Origin of the sequence: Thermomonas sp. (assembly GCF_025993755.1) — a bacterium.
Taxonomy (GTDB): domain Bacteria; phylum Pseudomonadota; class Gammaproteobacteria; order Xanthomonadales; family Xanthomonadaceae; genus Thermomonas.
The window spans coordinates 30,629-46,195 of the sequence record NZ_JAMQHN010000062.1 but is presented as its reverse complement, the minus strand read 5'-3'; the positions used below and the strand labels follow the sequence as shown (position 1 = coordinate 46,195).

Here is a 15,567-nt window from a genome sequence, read left to right as displayed (position 1 = left end):
GGGACGTGTTCGAACACGTCGAACAGGCTGACGGCGTCGAACCGTGCATCCCATTCGCCCCCGACCGTCTCGATCCAGTCAGCGATGATCTCGACCTGGTTGTCCCGGCGTGCTGCGTCGGCAGGTGGGCCAGGATTCTCGACCCCGAAGCGTCGCCACGCCTTGGGCAAGCCCGCGAGGAAGCGACCGGTATGGCAACCGACGTCGAGGACATTGGGTGATTCCACCGACACCAGACGCTTGACCAGCATGTTTCTCGCCAGTGCCCACGCGGCATTGTCCTCGTAGACGTAGGCCATTTCTTCCGGCATGGCATCGGCATACAACGCCGCGATGCCGGCCGCATCCGGAATGGGATGGCGTTGCCCCAGCGCGCAGTGCGGACACCGGTACAGGTGGGCCTGGGCGGAAGCCCGTTCGTCCTGACTTCCGGGTATCGGACCGAGGTCGACCAAGCCATCGCCACCGCAACTGCGACAGCGGACTTCATCCTCCATGCGCTTCCCGCACATCGAAAGCATCAAGCTCACGCAACGCGCCCCAGCGGTGCGGCGTGGCCACGAGGTAGCGGTTGGACGCCGGTGGCAAGCCGGATGCGAAGACGTCCCTGGGCACCACGTGCAATCGGCACACGGCATCGTCGCGCCAGACAAACTCGACGCCGGGAATGGCCAATCCCAGCCCGAGCAGGTACTCCCCCGCCGCGAGCGGAAATCGCTCGAAATCACAATCGATCACGTAGCGACCTTCCGACACCGAGAATGCCAGCTGTTGGTCGGGTGAGGTCGAGGTAAGCAGGAGCGGAACGCCGTCTGCCGTCGTGACCTGCAACACGGCGGAAAAACTCCGATAGAGGCGTGGCGTCGAGAATTCGATTCTGAATTTGAGCGCCTCGAACGTCGCGGCTGCCTGCAGTGGACGATCGCACATGTCCAACAGTTGCAGGGAGGTCACCCGGGCCTCGCTGCCGGCCTCCTCGCCATCATCGGATTGGTAAAGATAGCCAGGGCGCAATGACTCCCCTCTGTTCTCCCTGGGGCTGGACGCGCCGATATAGGCGCCGATGACCTCTTCGGATGCCCCGATCTGCGCCACCTGCCCGTCCCGCATCCACACCGCCCGCTGGCACAGCTTCTGCACTGCCGCCATGTTGTGGCTGACGAACAGCACGGTGCGTCCCTGGCTGGCCACTTCACCCATCTTGCCGAGGCAGCGCTTCTGGAAGTCGGCGTCGCCGACCGCCAGCACCTCGTCGATGATCAGCACGTCCGGTTCCAGGTGGGCGGCGACGGCGAAGGCCAGGCGGACGTACATGCCGGAGGAATAGCGCTTGACCGGGGTGTCGATGAATTTCTCGACGCCGGAAAAGGCCACGATCTCGTCGAACTTGCGCTGCACTTCGGCCTTGCGCATGCCCAGAATTGCGCCGTTGAGGAACACGTTCTCGCGCCCGGTCAACTCCGGGTGGAAGCCGGTGCCGACTTCCAGCAGGCTGGACAGGCGTCCCTTGACGCGGGCACGGCCCTCGGTCGGCGGGGTGATCCGCGACAGCACCTTGAGCAAAGTGGACTTGCCGGCGCCGTTGCCGCCGATGATGCCCAGCGCCTGGCCTTCCTCGGCTTCGAAATTGACGTCGCGCAGCGCCCAGAATTCCTCGCGCCCGGCGCTGCGCCGCAAGCCCCTGCCACGCAGCAGGTCGCCAACCCGGCTGGACAGGGTGTGCTCGATGCTTTCCCCCAGCAGGAAGCGCTTGCTCAGGCCTTCGACCTTGACGGCGGTACTCATCAGATGTTGTCCGCGAACTCGCGCTCGGTGCGGCGGAAGTACCAGAAGCCGCTGACCAGCAGCAGCACGACCATCGTGCAGGACAGCGCCATCGGGCCGAGCGCGGGGGCCGCCTTGCCCAGCAGCGCCCAGCGGAAGCCTTCGACCACGCCGGCGATGGGGTTCAGGTTGTACAGCCACAGCCATTTCGCCGGCACGATCTGGCTGGAATAGGCGATCGGCGAGGCGTACATCCAGATCTGGGTGAGGAACGGCACCAGCAGGCCGATGTCGCGGTACTTCACGTTGAGCGCCGTCAGCCACAGGCCGATGCCAAGCGCGGTGGCCAGCGCCAGCAGCACGAACAGCGGCAGCAGCAGCAGGCCGAGGCTGGGCGTCACCCGGTAGGCCAGCAGCAGCAGGATCAGCATCCCGAACGCCACCGCGAAATCGACCAGCCCTGAAACGGTCTTGCTGATCGGCAGCACCAGGCGCGGGAAATACACCTTGGTGATCATGCTGGAGGACGTGACGATGCTGGTGCTGGCGCCGCCGAGCGCGCGGGTGAAGAAGGTCCAGGGCACCATCGCGCACATGGTGTACAGGGCGTAGGGGTAGCCTTCCGACGGCAGCTTGGCGAACTTGCCGAACACCACGGTGAAGATGAGCGTGGTCAGCAGCGGCTGCAGCACCGCCCAGCCGATGCCGACCGCGCTTTGCTTGTAGCGGATGCTGACGTCGCGCTGGATCAGCAGCACCAGCAGGTCGCGGTAGGCCCACAGCTCGCGCAGCTCGGCGCGCAGCGAGTTGCCGGACGCGCTGATTTCGGTCAGGTGGGCGCGGTCGAACTGCGCGTCGCGGGCGTCGGGTGGATTCATGCAGGATCGGGGTGCCGGGACTGGTGCCAGCGCCAGGCGGTGCCGACGATGGCCGCAAGCTCAACGTGCTTCGGCGCCCAGCCAAGCTCGCTGCGGATGCGGCCGGCATCGCCCACCAGCACCGGCGGGTCGCCCGGGCGACGCGGACCGGGGGTTTCGGCGATCTGGCGACCGGTAACGCTGCGCGCGCAGTCGATCACTTCGCGCACCGAAAAGCCCCGGCCGTTGCCGAGGTTGTAGGCGGTGGTGCCGGCGCCGGCCAGCAGCGCGCGCAGCGCCAGCACGTGGGCCTCGGCGAGGTCGCTGACGTGGATGTAGTCGCGCACGCAGGTGCCGTCCGGCGTGGGATAGTCGCTGCCGTACACGGTGATGCCGGCGCGGCGGCCGGCGGCGGCGTCCAGCACCAGCGGGATCAGGTGGGTTTCCGGGTCGTGGCTTTCCCCCGTTTCGCCGTCGGGGTCCGCGCCGGCGGCGTTGAAGTAGCGCAGGCTGATCGAGCGCAGGCCGTGGGCGGCATCGAAATCAGCCAGCATGCGCTCGACCGCGAGCTTGGTCATGCCGTAGGGATTGATCGGATGTTGCGGGTGGTCTTCGGTCAGCGGCAGCCGCTGCGGCACGCCGTAGGTGGCGCAGGTGCTGGAGAACACGAAGGACCCGATGCCGTGGTCGCGCAGCGCTTCGAGCAGGGTCAGCGTGCCGGCGACGTTGTTGCGCCAGTACTTGCCGGGGTTTTCGACCGATTCGCCGACGTAGGCGTAGGCGGCGAAGTGCATCACCGCCGCCGGCCGCCACTGCGCGAGCACGGCGTCGAGGCGGGCGCGGTCACTGATGTCGCCCTGCTCCAGCGGCCCCCAGCGCACCGCATCGGCATGGCCGTGGACCAGGCTGTCGTAGGTGACGGGCGTGTAGCCGGCCCGCGCCAGCGCCTTGCAGGCGTGGGCACCGATGTAGCCGGCGCCGCCGGTGACGAGAACGGTGGTCATGCGTCCCTCAGGCTCCTCGAATCGGCGTCGGCAGCAGGTTGCCGTGCAACATCCGCCCGCAGTTCGGCGATTTCGCGCTCCAGACGCGCATATTCGGCCTGCCGCGCCATCAGGAAGCGAGCGGCGGTGGCCAGTTTGGCCTGCATTCCGCTCGGGGTCAGCACGTAGGCGTAGGCGCGCTTGTTGCCGCTGCTGCGGAAATTGTTGGCCTTGACCCAGCCGCGGGCGATCAGGGCGCGCAGGCTGTAATTGGTCTTGCCCAGCGACAGCCCCAATGCCTGCGCCAGCTCGCGCTGGCTCATCGCCGGCCGTTCGGCCAGCAGGCGCAGCAGCTTCAATCGGAGTTCGTCGTTCAACTTTGCGTCTTGCAAACGCCGCCTTCAGGCACGCTACCGCCCTGCGGTCGGGGGCACGCCGCGGGCCCGCTTGGCACGGATTGTCATTCCGCCACGGGCCGGAGGCCCGCGGTGGACGTGCAGCCAACCGCTACACGCGCAGCGCCAACTGCGCGCGCGGCAGCAGTACTTCGCGGGTGCTGCCCAGCAGGTCCAGCAGCAGGCGCACGCGCTGGTTGCCACTCTCGGCCATGAAGATGCCCTCGACGCCCGACAGCGGCCCCTGGCGCACCCGCACCCGATCGCCAGGCGCCAGTTCCGGGGTTTCCAGACGCACCAGCCCGTCGTCGGCGTCGATCCGCGCGCGGATGCGTTCGATCACACCCTCCGGCACCCGCGCCGGCTGGCCGCCGAAGCGCACCAGGCCGAGCGCGCCGCGGGTGGAGCGCACCGGCGCCAGCGATTCGCGCTCGGGGTCGGCGTGCAGGAACAGGTAGTTGGGAAACAGGCATTCGACCCGCTCGCGCATGCCACCCGGTCCGCGCAGCGCGCTTCGAACCCGTGGCCACAGGCAGGCATAGCCCTGACGCTGGAGATTTTCGAACGCCAGCCCTTCCGACCGGGGCTTGGTGGTCACGGCGAACCAGTACCGCACGCTGCGGGGCTCCATGCGTTCAAGACGTGAACGCATCCTAGCGGAGCGCGACCGCATTCACAAGATCGGAAATCCCGCCCGCAAGGCGGAAGGATCCTCTCTGCACCTGCCACCGTCAAACCGTCGGCTTGTCCAGCCGGCCCGCCAGCAGGTCGTCGAAATACCCGATGGTGCGCTGCAAGCCCTCCTCCAGCGCCACCTGCGGCTGCCAGCCGAGCTTCTCCTGCGCAAGGGCAATGTCCGGCTTGCGCTGCAGCGGATCGTCGGCCGGCAGCGGCTTGAACGCCAGCGTCGAGCCGGAGCCGGTCAGCGCGATCACCTTTTCCGCCAGCTCGCGGATGGTGAATTCGCCGGGATTGCCGAGGTTGACCGGGCCGGTGAAGCCAGGCTCGGTGTCCATCAGGCGCAGGAAGCCCTCCACCAGGTCGTCGACATAGCAGAACGAGCGCGTCTGCTGGCCCTCGCCGTAGATCGTGATCGGCTCGCCGCGCAGGGCCTGGACGATGAAGTTGGACACCACCCGGCCGTCGTTGGGGTGCATGCGCGGTCCGTAGGTGTTGAAGATGCGCGCGACCTTGATGTCCAGCCCGTGCTGGCGGTGGTAGTCGAAGAACAAGGTCTCGGCGCAGCGCTTGCCCTCGTCGTAGCAGGAGCGCACCCCGATCGGATTGACGTTGCCCCAGTAGGCCTCGGTCTGCGGATGCACCGACGGGTCGCCGTAGACCTCGCTGGTCGAAGCCTGGAAGATCCGGCAGCGCAGCCGCTTGGCCAGCCCGAGCATGTTGATCGCGCCGTGGACCGAGGTCTTGGTGGTTTGCACCGGGTCGTGCTGGTAGTGGATCGGCGAAGCCGGGCAGGCCAGGTTGAAGATCGCGTCGGCTTCGATGTAGAGCGGGAAGGTGACGTCGTGGCGGACGAACTCGAAGCGCGGATGGCCGTGCAGATGCTCGACGTTGCGCTTGCTGCCGGTGAACAGGTTGTCGACGCAGATCACCTCGTCGCCACGGTCCAGCAGGCGGTCGATCAGGTGCGAGCCGAGAAAACCCGCGCCCCCGGTCACCAGCACGCGCTTGCGCGCTTCGTAGTTGCGCATCCTTACAGTCTCCCGTCCACCGCTTCGCGCGGCAGCGCCGCCTTGACATCGAACACCACGCAATCGGGCTTGCCCAGCGCGCGCACCCCTGCCCCGCCCCAGTCCCGGAACTGCCGGTGGGCGACCGCGAGGATGATGGCATCGTACTGGCCCGGCTGCGGCCGCGCCAGCAACTCCAGCCCGTATTCGTGGCGGGCATCGCCCGCATCGGCCCACGGGTCGTGGATATCGACCTGCATGTTGTAGCCGCGCAGGGTGTCGACGATGTCGACCACGCGGGTGTTGCGCAGGTCCGGGCAGTCTTCCTTGAACGCCAGCCCGAGGACCAGCACGCGGGCGCCGATCGGATTGATGGACCTGGCCAGCATGAGCTGCAAGGTCCGATCGGCGACGAACGATCCCATGCCGTCATTGGTGCGGCGTCCGGCGAGGATGACCTGCGGGTGGTGCCCCACTTCCTGCGCCTTGTGGGTGAGGTAATACGGATCCACGCCGATGCAGTGGCCGCCGACCAGCCCGGGGCGGAACGGCAGGAAATTCCACTTGGTGCCGGCGGCTTCGAGCACGTCGTGGGTGTCGATGCCGAGCTTGTGGAACAGGATGGCGAGGTCGTTGACCAGTGCGATGTTGAGGTCGCGCTGGGTGTTCTCGATCACCTTGGCGGCTTCGGCCACCTTGATCGACGGCGCCTTGTGGGTGCCGGCGGCGATGATGCCGGCGTAGAGCGCATCGACGAAGTCGGCGGTGGCGGGCGTGGAGCCGGAGGTCACCTTCTTGATGGTGGTGACGCGGTGGGCCTTGTCGCCGGGGTTGATGCGCTCGGGGGAATAGCCGATGGCGAAGGTGCCTGCGGGAGGTTCGCGACCGGGGGCCGCATCCGCGGCCGCGACCCCAGCGAGGACGTCCGGCGCGCGATCCGAGGCCTCGTAGCGCAGTCCGGACACCCGCTCCAGGATCGGTACGCAGACTTCCTCGGTGCAGCCTGGATAGACGGTGGATTCGAAAACCACCGTATCGCCCGCGGCCAGCACGCGACCGAGTGCCTCGCTGGCCTTGACCAGCGGAGTGAGGTCGGGACGTCTCGCCGCGTCGATCGGAGTCGGCACGGTGACGATATAGACGTTGCGATCGCGCAGATCCTCGAGCTCGGCGCTGTAGCGCAGCCGCGTCGCGGCCGCCAGTTCCTCCGCGGAAACTTCCAGCGTGCGGTCGTGACCGCGCCGCAATGCCTCGATCCGCCCAGCATCGAGGTCGTAGCCCAACGTGTCATGGCGCTTGCCGAATTCGATGGCCAACGGCAGGCCGACGTAGCCGAGTCCGATGATGGCGATGCGGGGGTGTTCGGGAAATGGCATCGAGGGTTCCGGTGAATGAGTCGTTGCGTGGGGAACGGCTTTCGCCGTGCGGGCGTCGTTGGGGCAATCCGCGAATGGCGGCTGCGCATGGTATCGCGTCGCCGCGGCGTGCCCGCGAGTTCATCCTGACGCAGCGCGTTGCCTCGGCGCACGCTGCGGCTCCCTGTCGACCGCCAGCTCGTCCAGGCACGCGAACAGTACGCCCCCCAGCAGGGACACGGTGACGGCCAGTGCGGTGGTGCCCAGCGGGAAATCGACCCAGGAATGGGCCAATGCGGCGGCGACGGCCATCCAGCAGCCGGAGGCGAGCACCGCCATCGGACGCCTGCCGTGCAGCCGCAGCAGCCGCAGCCCCGCCAGCACGAACACCACCAGCCCGGCCGCGACGACGGCCATCGCCGGCAGGCCGCCGACCAGCCACCATTGGGCGAATTCGTTGTGGGCGTGATTGACGTACTGCGGAATCCACAGCGCCTTGGGCAGGTCGGTTTCGAATACCGGAGTGAAGCTGCCAGCACCGCTGCCCCAGGGCAGATAGGACAGCCCGAGACGGAAGGTCGAATCGGCAATCAGGAATCGCGGATCCTGCGCCCTGGCAACGGCCAGCCAACGCAGGAACACCCAGGCCATGGCGACAGCCAGCGCCGCCGCCGTCACCGCAAACGCCGGTCGCTTCAGGAGGCGGTCGAGGCGCAACAGTCCGGTGAGCACAAGCCCGCCAAGCAGCACCGGCGCCACCAGCGCGATACCGGCACGCGAGGCCGTCAAAGGCACCGCAGCCATGCAGATGGCCGCCAGACCGGCCAGGGCCAGGGCGTGCAACTCGTGCTTGCGGGTGCCGCGAACGCGCCGGCGCCAGGCGTCCACCGCCAGGCACAGCGCCAGCGTCATGGCGATCACCAGCGCGGTGGCGAAGTGGTTCTGGTTGATGAAGATTCCACCGAACATCGCCACGCCATCGATGACCGGATAGATGCGCAGGGGGCTGTTCTGCGGCAGGCCCGCCTGCTGGAATGCCAATCCCAGATTGGCCAGCGACAACAGCACGACGCACAGCAGCACGCCACGCCGGAACCCGCGCGCCAGAGCCAGCCCGGACAGAAACGCCGCCAGCGGCGGCAACATCCGCCACAGCGCGGCCTCGGTGCCATGCGGGGTCAGGGTCCAGTGCCACACGCTTGAGGGCACGCCTGCGGCGACAAGATCCCGGGCCAACTCGACGCGCGGCGCCGATGCCTTCCATAGCCCTTCCGGCAGCGGGACCAGTTGCAGGGCCACGGCCGCAAAGGCGGTCAGCATGACCGCCAGCGCCCCGCGGGCCAGTCGCGTTTGCGGCGGATTGCGCGCAAGCAAGAACACTGCCACGACCAGCGCCGGAAGCGCCAGCAGCTGCAGCCCTTCGTCGTGCCAACTGCTGTCGTGGGTGAGACCGCCCAGCAGCCACGATGCCAGCAACAGGAGAACGAGACAGCCGGCGGACAGCCAGGCCGCAATTCCGATGGAGCCGTCGCAGGCGGCGGACAGTCGATTCAAGCAAGCCACCCTTGGTACTGAGGGCCGGATGCGCGGAAGCGCCTTGCCTGCGCGCAGCGCAGTACGCATCCCGATCCGCCGCAGACAAGATCGATGGCGAGGGGAAATACCGCAAACGACGCGGGGCAGACCCTGCGATCCGCCCCGCTCTTCACGTCAGGTTGGCGCACGAGCGCCCGTTCGACTCACAGGCCGCCGTTGCTGACAGCCGTGTTGCTCGACGAACCCAGCTCGATCCCGAGGCCCGTGACCACGCCGGCCACGATCCACATGTTGACGCCACTGGAGTTGGCCTGCCACGCACCGGCCGGCTTGCAGTCGCCCGGCACCTCGTACACGCCCGCGGCCTTGAATTCGATGACGCAATCGTCGCTGGTGTCCGCGGTGCCGCGATCGTAGACCGCCTGTGCATGGGTGTCGGCGCTGACCGACAGTTTTTCGCCCTGGGAAAGCGCCTGACCGGACTGCGCCGTCATGAAATCGCCGCCGCTGCTGGTCATGACCGAGCCGTTCTTGATCCGCAGGGTGATGTTTTCCTGCGATTGCGCGCAGGCCACGCCCGCGAACAACAGGCTGGAGGCAGCAAGAAGAATCGCAAGTTTTTTCATGGAAATTCCCTTTGCACGGTTCGCAACGCAAAGACGCGTTGTGTCACTTTAGGGTTCTCCGGGAAGCGCTGTCAAGGCTGGCTGGCTGAAGTTGGCCGGCAGGCGACGGGATGGGCACGGTTCCGTCGGGCGCAGATGCCGTGGGCGGGCCTGGCTCGATGCGGACATCGTCAATCCAGATCTCGCCCGCCATCCGCTGGCCGTTCCGGGACTGGACCAGGCTGGTCAATTGCAGGGTCTGCCCTGGGCAGCCTTCCTTCGGAACCTGAAACCGCAGTTCCCTGCCGATCCAGTCGAAGCCGCCGTCCAGCGGGTCGCCGGCGGCGATCGTCCCTGCCTTGCCCGCGCACAGCACCTGCCAGACCGGAGCCCCATCGCCGCGCAAGCCACGGGCGCGCATTCGCAGTTGCAGGACATACTCTCCCGGCGCGAGGTGCAGCCTTTGCTGCAGCAGCGGGCCCCTGACCGGCTGATCGAAGAACCGCAGTCCCAGCGCGCGGCGGGTCGTTCGCGGCACCGACTGGAAGTCGCTCGCCATGCCGGGCGCCAGCCGCCAGTCGAATCCGATCCCGGACGGATCGCGGGAAAAATCGCCGTTGTAGAGCCCCGCACGAGCCTGCGCGGCGCCGGGGGCATGCGCAGCCCAACGCGTATGGGCAAGGTCCCAGTCGCCTGCGCGAATGAGACCATCGATCCAGCCGGCAAACTCGTCCTGACGCAGTGCGCCTTCTCGATCCAATTGGCCGTAGACGCGCTCGGCCGCCGTCGAATTGCCCCACAGCAGGCCCATCATCTGCGCGCGCCAGGGTGGATTGCCGCGAAGCGCGGCAACCATCGCATCGGCAAAGCGGCCATCGAGCGCCAGCGGCACCAGACGTGGCAGCACCCGCCCGCTGGCCGCGGCGCGGTCCGGAGAGGTGCGCAGGTAGAAATCGATCCAGCGCAACGCCGCCGCGTAGTCCTCGTGCTGCAAATCGCCCTGGACCAGTCCGGCAATGGCGAGCGGATCGCGCGGGGCGCGATGGGCTGCGATCGCATAGAGCGCATGAGCGCGCCGTTCGTGCCCGGCTTCGGCATCGATGCCCGCAAGCAGCCGGAAGGCGCGCCCCTGCAAGGGTTCCTTCGCAAGAAGCGTGCGGGCAGCGGACGCGGCACCGGCATGATCTCCACTTGCAAGTCGTTGCTCGGCCATGGCCCACAGGGCATCCGGATCCCCGGGATGCCAGCGCAGGGCGCGCTGCGGGTCGCTGCGGGCAAGGCGCTCGGCCTGCAGCAGGCCGACCACCCTGGATCCGGCAAGGATCGCGAAGGCCAGCACCGCCAGAACCACGGCCCAGCGCAGCGCCGGTTTCATGGCTCGGTTTCCAGTGCCACGGACGTCACCAGCCAGCGATCCTCGCGCCAGACGATCGCCGCCGTCAGGGTGCCCTGGACCACGCCGCCGACGCTGTAATCCGAGGACAGCGCGGCCGAGGTCTTTCCGATTCGCCACTGCGCCGTCCCAAGCCGGGGCGAACCGGCCCGCCGCAGGTCACGACGAAGTCCATCGGTGCGGTCGAGAATCGTCGGGTTGTCCCATATCGGCGGCGGCGTCCGGTTTTCCGACGCCAGATAGCGCAAGAGCAGTTGCCCCACCTGGCGCGCCTGCTGGATGCGGGCGAAAGCGACGTCTCCCTCCACGCCCAGTTCCGGCACGGCCCGGGCCTGCCCGCGCCGCCCGAACGCCTGACGCAGACGCCCGAACAGGCTGTCCTGGCTGGAAGCGGGTGCGGCTTCTATCGGCGGAGCAGGGACTGCGGCATTCACGATCTCCGGCCTCGTGGACGATTCCTGCTGCGGGGCTGCGCCTTCCCGACCCTGCGGCGCGAGGTTTCGCCCGCTCGGCGCGGTGGACGCGGCGACGGCTGGTGCCGCGAAAGGGAGTCCGGGCGCGGCTTTGTCGCGCCCTGGCTTGGCCTCGACAATCCTCGGGGCGCCGGTCGCACCCGGCGGTCGCACCGTGGGCGATGCCGTCGCTGCGGAAAGCGCAGGCACAGGCACCGGTGCAGGCCGCTCCGGCGCGACGGACGCTGCCACGGCCGGCGATGGCTCCGAGTGCGGGACAGGCTCCGGCCGTCCGACCGCCGATGCCGGCGGCGGTGCCGAAAGGCGAGCCGCATTGGCTTCGCCGGTCGCATGGCGTTCAGTGGGGCGCTCCACGGTCGAGGCGACCGCCGGCAGTTCCGGCACAGGCAGCGACCGATCCGCCCCACTCGCTGCGGCTGCAGTCAACGCCCACGGCTCGGGCGTGCGTTCGCTCTCGCGCACAACCAGCCCCCCCAGCAGCAGGCACGCGCCCAGCAGTCCGAACACCAGCAGCCGGTGGCGTCGGCGGCCCATCGCCGGCGCAGCGGCCGGAGGCTGCCAGAGCCCCCCCGGGGTCGCTGCCATGCCTGCAGCCTCGGGCACCCCGGGGGCAGCCGTGCGCGTCGATGCCCGCTCGGCATCGTAGGCCGCGCGCCGCTCGCTGCTGCGCAGATGGTTCCATGCGGTATTGATGCGCGCCGCGAACACCGAATCGTCGCCGCTCTGCTCCCGGTCCGGGTGCAACCACGCCTGCAGCAGGCGATGGTGAGCCTTGATTTCCGCCACCGTGGCGTCCGCCGCGACGCCCAGCGTGCGGTAGGCATCGGCCTCGGCGTGGAACAGCACTTCGCGGGCATAGAAACGCGCCGCCTCGCGCAGCGTCCCGGCCGATTCCCGCAATCGCACCGCCGCCGTTTCTGACTCTTCCGGCGCGACATTGGCGGCCACCGCCAACAGTTCGCCGACCCCGGGTGGCAACGGCCGCTGCCGCAGGCGGTAGCGCTCCGCCGGCGCGTGCAGCAACGCCAGAGCCCATTCCAGCGCGGTGCCGTTCGCACCGTCCATCCACTCAACCCTTCGTCAGTTTCAGCTTTCCTTCGCGGGCGCCACGTCCATAGTCGTAGTTGTAGCCGTACCCATAGCCGTAGCCATAGGCCGACTTCTGGATATCGTAGCGGGACAGCAAGGCCCCGACCACGCGCGCGCGCGCCGCCATCAGGCGCTTGAGCGCGACTTGCGCGGTGCGGATCTTGGTATGCCCGGCATCGATCAACAGCACGGTGCCATCGACCGAATTGGACAGGATGGGCGCGTCGGCCAGCCCCAGCACCGGCGGCCCGTCGACGATGACCTGGTCGAAGCGCTCGATGGCCACGGTCAACATCGAGACCAGCTTGGAGCCGGAAAGCAGTTCCGCCGGATTCGGCGGCAACGGCCCGGCCAGGATGATCTGCAATCCGTCCTCGCCGCTGGGCTGGATGACGCTGGTGAGCACGTCGGACCCGGACAGCAGGCCGCTCAATCCCGTCGCCGCGGCCTTCAGCCCCAGGGTGCGGTGCAAGGATGGATTGCGCAGGTCGCCTTCGACCAGCAGCACGCTCTTGCCCAACCGCGCGAAGTTGCGCGCCAGCGCCAGCGCCGCCGTGGATTTGCCTTCGCCGGGGCCGGGGCTGGTCACCAGCAGCGTGCGCGGCACCCCATGATCGGTGGAGAACTGCAGCGCCGCACGAACCGATCGGTAGGCCTCGGAGAAGCCCGAATGCGGATCCGAAGCGGCCTCGGCCACCCGTTGTCCGACCTTGACCTTGGGCACCACGCCCAGCACGGCAAGCTTGAGTTTCTGCTCGACGTCGTGCGGCGATTTCAGGGTATCATCAAGGTATTCGAGCAGGAAGGCGACCAGTACGCCCAGCAGCAGACCGAACATGACGCCCCGGGTCAGATCCTGCGTCACGTTCGGCTTGAAGCGCCCGGCGCCGTTTGCTGGATCGACGATGCTGATGTTGTTGGCCGCCGCCGCGCTGGTGGCGCCGATTTCCTTGTAACGCTGCAACAGTCCGTCGTAGAGCTGGCGGTTGGTGTCGACGTCGCGCTTGAGGATGTTGTATTCGATGCTGCTGCTGCTGGCCACGAAGGCCTGCGCCCGCAGTTGCTCGACCTGCTCGGACAACGCGGCCTCCTCCGCCGCCGCGGCATCGTATTCGGCCTTGACCGAGCCGCCGATGCGCCCGCGCTCGGCGGCAATCTGCTTGTCGATCTCGTCGATCTGCTGGCGCAATTGCACCATGTCCGGATAATCCGGCTTGAACGTCGCCAGCTTCTGCTGGTACTGCGACATCAGCACGGCGCGCTGCTGCTGCAGCGGCCCGATCGCCGAGGCGGTGAGCTGTTCGGTCGAGGTGGCGTTGTTGCGCCAGCGCGCCTGGGCGCGGATCCGCGCCTGCTGGGCCTGCGCCAGCGCCGTGCTCAGTTGGGTCAGGCTCTCCAGCGCCAGCGTGCGGCCTTCTTCGTCGGTAATCGTCAGCCCCTGCGAACGCGCGTATTCGACCAGCTTGCGCTCGGAGGCCTCGAGCTTGGCCTTGGTCGTCGCGAGCTGTTCTTCGAGGTAGCTCTTCGCATAGTTCGAACGCCCGGTGTTCTGATCCTGGTTCGAGGCGATGAACTCCTCAGCGACGGCATTGGCCACCTGTACAGCGAAATCCGGCACCGGGCTGTCATAGCGGATCCACACCAGCCGGGTGTTGTCGACCCGCGTCACGCTCAGCCCGCCGCGCACCACGTCGGCCACCGCATCGCGCAGACCTTGCGCCTGGGCCGCCGAAACGACCGTGGGTCGCGTCGGGGCGGGAGCAGTTGCAGAGACGGCCGAGCGTGGACGAATCAACCCAAGCAGGCGGGCTTCCCAACTGGCCCCTCCGAGGCGGCCCAGCGCCGCCTGATCGAGGTTCAACCGGCTCGCGACGCGCTCGGCCAGACTTCGGCTTTTCAGCAGTTCCAGCTGGGTCTGGAGGTATTCGTCGTCCCAGACATAGTCGGGGGCCATCTGCCCACCGCCGGCCGCCGCCGCCGTCAACTGCGCCGTCTTGTTGTCGATCTGCACCAGGGCGGAAGCGCTGTACATCGGCGTGGTCATCAACGTGTTGACCAGCGCCAGCGCGGTGACGGCAGCGGCAATGCTGATCACCAGCCAACGCCATTTCAGCAGGATGTGCCAGTACTTGCGAAGATCGAATTCGTTGGCTTCGTCCTCGGCCTGTTCCTCGAACAGGCTCAACGCGCCGCGGCCGTGCACAAGGGCCAGCGCCCGCTGATCGGCGGGTTCCTGGCGCGCTGGAAGCCGGTCACCACCTTGCGCCGGATCGACCGGCAGCTTGTCGTCTGTCATTTGAAGCGCGTCCTCGTAGGGGCGTCAGAACCAGCGGAACAAGCCGAGGATCGGCATGGTTTGGAGGAAGTTGCGCATCGCGGACTTGCTTCCCGATTCCTCGACCACGACGATGTCATCGGCATAAAGCTGCGGGTCTTCCATCGAACCATTGCGCAGCTGCCGCAGGTCGTAGGCCGCGGCCATCCGCCGCCCGTTGACCTGGCGCATGATCACGATTCCGCGCGGGTCGGCGATCTTCTCGTCGATGCCGCCAGCCAGTGCGATCGCCTGCAGCAGGGTGATCTTGCCGCTGATCGGGTACAGGCCGGGCTTGCCGATCGCCCCTTCCATGGTGATGCGCTGGCTGGCGAATTCCTTGACGAACACGCTGACCTGCGGGTTTTGCAGATAATTTTCAGAGTACCGGCGTTTGAGGTCGGCTTCGAGTTCCTGCGTCGTCATTCCCGCCGCGGTCACCGTGCCGATCAACGGCAGGGAGATCTGGCCCTTGGCGTTGACCCGGACGTCCTTGCTCAGCGCGTCCACGCCAAACACACCGATCGAAAGCAGATCCATGCCGCCGATCCGGTAATCGACGGCCTCGGCGAGCGCCACCTGCGCATTGCTGGTATCCGGCGGCGGCAGCGCCGCCGCACCCGCGCCGGCGCGCGGAACGCCACGCGCCCCGCCCCCGCTGGCACAGGCCGCCAGGAGCAGGGTCAAGATCAACAGCAAGCAGAGCGATGGCAGGCGCTGCATGGACGTTCCTTGTTCCGGGACTGGTGATTATGCCGAGCATTCGCGTCAGCGCAACCCATCCACCCGTTCATCGACTCCCCGCCCACCCTCTGCGAAGAGACGACAATCCGGGCGAGGAACAGCTTGCCGCACCGTTGCCCTCCACCTGCGATCCTGTAGAATGCGCGGCTCACCGGGCGGTTAGCTCAGCGGTAGAGCATTGCCTTCACACGGCAAGGGTCGCAGGTTCGATCCCTGCACCGCCCACCAAGAAAGTCACATGAACCCCTGTTTCTGCAGGGGTTTTTTGTTGTCTGCGTGATTGCGCAAATCCCCGGGAAAGACCACTTTTCGGGCGTTTCAACAATTTCGTTGCCACAAATTTGCCACGCACTTGCCGAAACCGACTGACC

The 15,567-nt window shown here is 67.6% G+C and carries 14 protein-coding genes and 1 tRNA gene; 1 reads left to right on the top strand and 14 read right to left on the bottom strand.

What is annotated here, in order from left to right; translation table 11 throughout:
• The 14 genes from Q0X16_RS04640 to Q0X16_RS04575 form a co-directional block, all read right to left on the bottom strand.
• The coding region (locus tag Q0X16_RS04640) for a methyltransferase domain-containing protein (RefSeq protein WP_297831182.1) at positions 1-497 on the bottom strand (497 nt) is incomplete at its 3' end.
• A complete protein-coding gene (locus Q0X16_RS04635) occupies positions 487-1,785 on the bottom strand; it encodes an ABC transporter ATP-binding protein (RefSeq protein ID WP_297831179.1) in 1,299 nt (432 codons plus the stop codon). The genes Q0X16_RS04640 and Q0X16_RS04635, both read right to left, overlap by 11 nt.
• A complete protein-coding gene (locus tag Q0X16_RS04630; protein WP_297831177.1) occupies positions 1,785-2,642 on the bottom strand; it encodes an ABC transporter permease in 858 nt (285 codons plus the stop codon). Before Q0X16_RS04630 ends, Q0X16_RS04635 begins: the two co-directional genes overlap by 1 nt.
• Positions 2,639-3,625: a UDP-glucose 4-epimerase GalE gene (gene galE / locus Q0X16_RS04625; protein WP_297831174.1), complete on the bottom strand. Its 987-nt coding sequence runs from the start codon at positions 3,623-3,625 to the stop codon at positions 2,639-2,641. The genes Q0X16_RS04630 and galE overlap by 4 nt, the downstream gene beginning before the upstream one ends.
• A complete protein-coding gene (locus Q0X16_RS04620; protein WP_297831171.1) occupies positions 3,622-3,981 on the bottom strand; it encodes a MarR family EPS-associated transcriptional regulator in 360 nt (119 codons plus the stop codon). Before Q0X16_RS04620 ends, galE begins: the two co-directional genes overlap by 4 nt.
• Before the next feature lie 130 nt (positions 3,982-4,111).
• On the bottom strand, positions 4,112-4,597 hold the full coding sequence (locus Q0X16_RS04615; RefSeq protein WP_297831169.1) for a transcription termination/antitermination NusG family protein: 486 nt from the start codon (positions 4,595-4,597) through the stop codon (positions 4,112-4,114).
• A 133-nt stretch (positions 4,598-4,730) separates the two neighbouring features.
• A complete protein-coding gene (locus Q0X16_RS04610) occupies positions 4,731-5,708 on the bottom strand; it encodes a UDP-glucuronic acid decarboxylase family protein (protein WP_297831166.1) in 978 nt (325 codons plus the stop codon).
• A gap of 2 nt (positions 5,709-5,710) precedes the next feature.
• Complete coding sequence (locus tag Q0X16_RS04605) at positions 5,711-7,063, bottom strand: nucleotide sugar dehydrogenase (RefSeq protein ID WP_297831163.1); 1,353 nt, start codon at positions 7,061-7,063, stop codon at positions 5,711-5,713.
• 120 nt (positions 7,064-7,183) lie between these two features.
• Positions 7,184-8,596 (bottom strand): O-antigen ligase family protein, encoded by a 1,413-nt coding sequence (locus Q0X16_RS04600; RefSeq protein WP_297831160.1) that lies wholly within the window; start codon positions 8,594-8,596, stop codon positions 7,184-7,186.
• Positions 8,597-8,781: 185 nt separating this feature from the next.
• Entirely contained in the window at positions 8,782-9,204 is a 423-nt protein-coding gene (locus tag Q0X16_RS04595; RefSeq protein WP_297831157.1) for a hypothetical protein, read from the bottom strand.
• Between the two features lie 43 nt (positions 9,205-9,247).
• The gene (locus Q0X16_RS04590; protein WP_297831154.1) at positions 9,248-10,558 is read right to left on the bottom strand and encodes a hypothetical protein; all 1,311 of its coding nucleotides are present in this window, start codon (positions 10,556-10,558) and stop codon (positions 9,248-9,250) included.
• A complete protein-coding gene (locus Q0X16_RS04585) occupies positions 10,555-12,114 on the bottom strand; it encodes a DnaJ domain-containing protein (protein WP_297831152.1) in 1,560 nt (519 codons plus the stop codon). Before Q0X16_RS04585 ends, Q0X16_RS04590 begins: the two co-directional genes overlap by 4 nt.
• Positions 12,115-12,118: 4 nt before the next feature.
• A complete protein-coding gene (locus tag Q0X16_RS04580) occupies positions 12,119-14,434 on the bottom strand; it encodes a polysaccharide biosynthesis tyrosine autokinase (RefSeq protein WP_297831149.1) in 2,316 nt (771 codons plus the stop codon).
• A 24-nt stretch (positions 14,435-14,458) separates the two neighbouring features.
• On the bottom strand, positions 14,459-15,175 hold the full coding sequence (locus Q0X16_RS04575; RefSeq protein WP_297831146.1) for a polysaccharide biosynthesis/export family protein: 717 nt from the start codon (positions 15,173-15,175) through the stop codon (positions 14,459-14,461).
• Positions 15,176-15,349: 174 nt separating this feature from the next.
• On the opposite strand from Q0X16_RS04575, the gene Q0X16_RS04570 reads away from it, so the two are divergent.
• Positions 15,350-15,424, top strand: a tRNA-Val gene (locus Q0X16_RS04570).
• Positions 15,425-15,567: the final 143 nt, after the last annotated feature.